This window comes from Pseudarthrobacter sp. CCNWLW217 (assembly GCF_037203985.1).
Classification (GTDB): domain Bacteria; phylum Actinomycetota; class Actinomycetes; order Actinomycetales; family Micrococcaceae; genus Arthrobacter.
The window spans coordinates 1-763 of sequence record NZ_JBBCBT010000053.1 but is presented as its reverse complement, the minus strand read 5'-3'; the positions used below and the strand labels follow the sequence as shown (position 1 = coordinate 763).

Below are 763 nucleotides of genomic sequence, written 5' to 3'. Positions count from 1 at the left end.
TGACCGCTAAGAGCTGGCAGACGGAAGCTCCGCTGCGGATGCTGATGAACAACCTGGACCCGGAGGTCGCCGAACGCCCTGATGACCTGGTGGTTTACGGCGGTACGGGCCGGGCTGTCCGGTCCTGGGCGGCGTTCGATGCGATCACCCGGACGCTGGAGACCATGGAGAAGGACGAGACCCTGCTGGTGCAGTCCGGCAAGCCGGTGGGGGTGTTCCGCACTAACGAGTGGGCGCCGCGGGTGCTGTTGGCGAACTCCAACCTCGTCGGTGACTGGGCGAACTGGCCCGAGTTCCGCCGGCTCGAGGCCGAAGGCCTGATGATGTACGGGCAGATGACGGCCGGGTCCTGGATCTACATCGGTACCCAGGGCATCCTGCAGGGCACTTTTGAGACGTTCGCCGCGATCGCGCGGAAGCTGACCGGGGATGAGAACGGCACCCTCGCCGGGACGTTGACCCTGACCGGCGGGTGCGGGGGCATGGGCGGGGCGCAGCCGCTGGCGGTGACCCTGAACGATGGTGCCTGCCTGATCGTCGACGTCGACGAGACCCGGCTGCGCCGCCGGGCGGGCAAGCGTTACCTCGATGAGGTGGAAACCGATCTCGACGCCGCCATCGCCAAGGTCCTGGCAGCCAAGGCAGAGCGCCGCGGCTGGTCGGTAGGCTATGTGGGCAACGCCGCCGAGGTCTTCCCGGAGATCCTGCGCCGCCACACCGCCGGTGAACTCACCGTTGATATCGTCACGGACCAGACCAGTGC

1 pseudogene is annotated in these 763 nt (G+C 67.5%); it reads left to right on the top strand.

Annotation, left to right across the window (positions count from 1 at the left end):
• Window positions 1–763 (top strand): annotated as a pseudogene (locus V9L18_RS21995) (urocanate hydratase); the annotation flags it as partial.